At 62.3% G+C, this 2,790-nt stretch carries 2 protein-coding genes; both read left to right on the top strand.

The window, feature by feature from the left end; all coding sequences use genetic code 11:
• Positions 1-2,086 (top strand): type I secretion C-terminal target domain-containing protein (locus tag EOA49_RS22495; RefSeq protein WP_164749261.1); only part of this gene is annotated, 2,086 nt, incomplete at its 5' end.
• 71 nt (positions 2,087-2,157) lie between these two features.
• On the top strand, positions 2,158-2,526 hold the full coding sequence (locus EOA49_RS22490; RefSeq protein ID WP_066989339.1) for a hypothetical protein: 369 nt from the start codon (positions 2,158-2,160) through the stop codon (positions 2,524-2,526).
• Positions 2,527-2,790 lie beyond the last annotated feature (264 nt).

Genomic DNA, 2,790 nt, shown 5'->3' with positions numbered 1-2,790 from the left:
CTTCATCACCAACGGCGTCTTCAGCGCCGGCTCCTTCACCACGGCGCTCGGCAACACGCTCAACGTCACCGGCTACAATGCCGCAACCGGCGTCGTCAGCTACACCTACACGCTCAACGACAACGAGGCGCACGCCGCCGGCCAGGGCACCAACAGCCTGTTCGAGAACATGACCGTCTCGCTCACCGACCAGGACGGCCAGAACGCCACCGGCACGCTCTCGGCCAACATCATCGACGACGTGCCGACGCTGAACAGCGTGCAGAGCCAGCAGGCCAGCAACGACCCCGCGCAGACGCCCGCCGTCGGGGCCATCAATTTCGTTCCCGGTGCTGACGGCGCCGGCGCGGCCATGACGATCACGGTCAATACAACCGGGTTGACCTCCAATGGGCACAATCTTGTCACAGAGCAGGTCGGCAACGTGCTGACGGCCTACGCCGACAACAACAACAACGGAAGCCATGACGCCGGCGACACGGCGGTCTTCACGGTCACGGTGAACACCGCGGCCGGCACCTCGGGGCAATACACCTTCGATCTGCTGGCCAAACTTGACGGCATGACAAGCAATGTCTCCATTGCCTCGAGCGGTTCATTCGGCGCCGGCCCCAGCAACTCCATCGTCGTGACGGCCGGCGGTCAGAACATCGTCATGGTGACCGGCTGGGCGCCCACGGATGCCGGCGGCATCTTCACTGGAGCTCACGAGGCTGCCTGGCTGGCAGGCGGCGATCCGTCGCTCGCGCAGACGTCCAACGTCAACGGCTCGACCGCCGGTTGGGGACTTGGCAACAATAACTTCGACGCGGGCGAGTTCATGCGCTTCGATTTCGGTGCGCCGAACGACTACGACGGCGCCGGCGGCTATACGCCCCCGGCCATCACCATGGCGAATGTCAGCTATGCCAAATTTTCGTTCGACGCAGTGAGCGCCAGCAACAAGGTCGAGTTCGTCGCCCACTACACCGACGGAAGCACCGCTTCCTTCATTCCAACGACCGGTGCGACGTCGCTGACGATCAATTCGCCTGCAGGCCTGCAGATCGCCTGGGTCGACGCATACGAGTCTTCGGGCAAGACCAAACTCAACCTCACGGACGTCGGTGTGACATCGACCACGGTCGACCACACCATTCCGGTGACGCTGCAGCTTACGGACGGTGACGGCGACCAGACTGGAACGGCGAATTTCACTGTTCACGTCAAAGACGGCTTGACGCCTTTCGCCGTCGCCACCCCGGTGGTGCTCGACCTCAACCACGACGGAATCCAGACCACCGATCTCACGCACTCCACCGTTTCGTTCGACTACAACGGCGATGGTGTCGCCTCGAAGACCGCCTGGGTAGATTCGCATGACGGTATCCTGGCGATCGACCTCAATGGCGACGGCAAGGTGAACAACGGTTCGGAAATCGCCTTCACCCAACACGCCCCGGGTGCTGCGACCGACCTTGCCGCGCTCGAGCAGGTCTACGACACGAACCATGACGGCAAGCTGACCGCCGCCGACCACGACTTCGCGCAATTTGGTGTCTGGCAGGATGCCAATGGCAATGGCGTGTCGGACCCAGGTGAGTTCAAGAGCCTTGCCGCTTTGGGCATCGTCGAGATCGGACTGGAAAGCAACAACCAGCATTCGGTTTCGGCCGACGGCTCGGTCCTGACCTATGGCGAAGCAACTTTCACGACCGCCAATGGCGAGACGGGCGCGGTCGCCGATATCGGATTCGGCAATTTCGATAGCGCCGCTTCCGGAGCTGCGTCGACCATGGCCGGCACTTCGGGCGCCGATACGTTCAAGCTGGACAGCCTGGACATCAAGGATCTGATCACCGACTACCACGGCTCGGAGGGCGACAAGATCGACCTCAGCGCCCTGTTCGACACCGCGCCTGCCGGCAATATCAGCAACTACGTCCACTATAACAGCGAAACCAATACGGTGAGCGTGGACGCCAGCGGCTCGGGCAATCCCGCCAACTTCGTCGATGTCGCCGTTCTTCAGAACGCGCCTGCGGCCGGAACAATCAACATCCTTTTCGACGACACGAACCATCAACAGCACACGGCCACGATTTAGTGCTTATGCGCGGCCGTGCTGCTATGCTAGCGTTAGCGAACCGTGAATTCGCAATTTGGAGAGGGGCTTACATGAAACATTCCGTAAGACTGCTGGCCTCGGCCGTGGCGGTGCTGCTCGCCGGATCGACCGGCTTTGCCGCAGATATCATCGGCGAGCCGGCGGTGAATTATTGCCGCACCGTCGGCACCTCGGACCTGGTGCTGACCGACAACATGGTCGAGCTCAAGGACCATGTGGTGAAGCTGATGGACGAATCGGTCGCCGTCGCCAACAGCCCGGAATGGATCAACTCGTCGCGCCCCGCCTTCGTCTGGGCCTCGGAAGCCAAGGTCGCCTGCGGCAAGGCCTATGGCTATCTCAAGACCAACTACAAGGACGAGGACTACCTCAACAAGTGCGAATGCTTCCACGACCGCATGGTCGAGTACATGCACTGAGCTGACGGGCGCGCCGACCAGCTGCGATGATGGCCAAGACAGCCTGCGCCGAGGCCGACGCTTGCGTGCGACCGGCGTGGGTTGCCACGCATGCCGGCGTGGCGCGGCAGTTCCGACGCGGGTTTTCGCGAGCGTTGGAGCGGTTCATCGTTTCCGGGAAACGCCGAACTGGTCCGGCTATGCGTTTCTGCGCAATCGCGGGCGGGAAACCGCTGCGCACTTTTCCTGGAATGGCCCCGGCGCTCGCCTTTGCCGTTGTCGCGG

The sequence above is a fragment of the Mesorhizobium sp. M1A.F.Ca.IN.020.04.1.1 genome (genome assembly GCF_003997315.1).
In the GTDB taxonomy this organism is placed as follows: domain Bacteria; phylum Pseudomonadota; class Alphaproteobacteria; order Rhizobiales; family Rhizobiaceae; genus Mesorhizobium.
The sequence above is the reverse complement of the archived record's forward strand: the minus strand, read 5'-3'. Positions and strand labels throughout refer to the sequence as shown.

Coding starts and splice junctions, on each gene's coding strand:
- EOA49_RS22490 (WP_066989339.1), top strand. CDS start 2,158: ATGAAACATTCCGTAAGACTGCTGGCCTCGGCCGTGGCGGTGCTGCTC.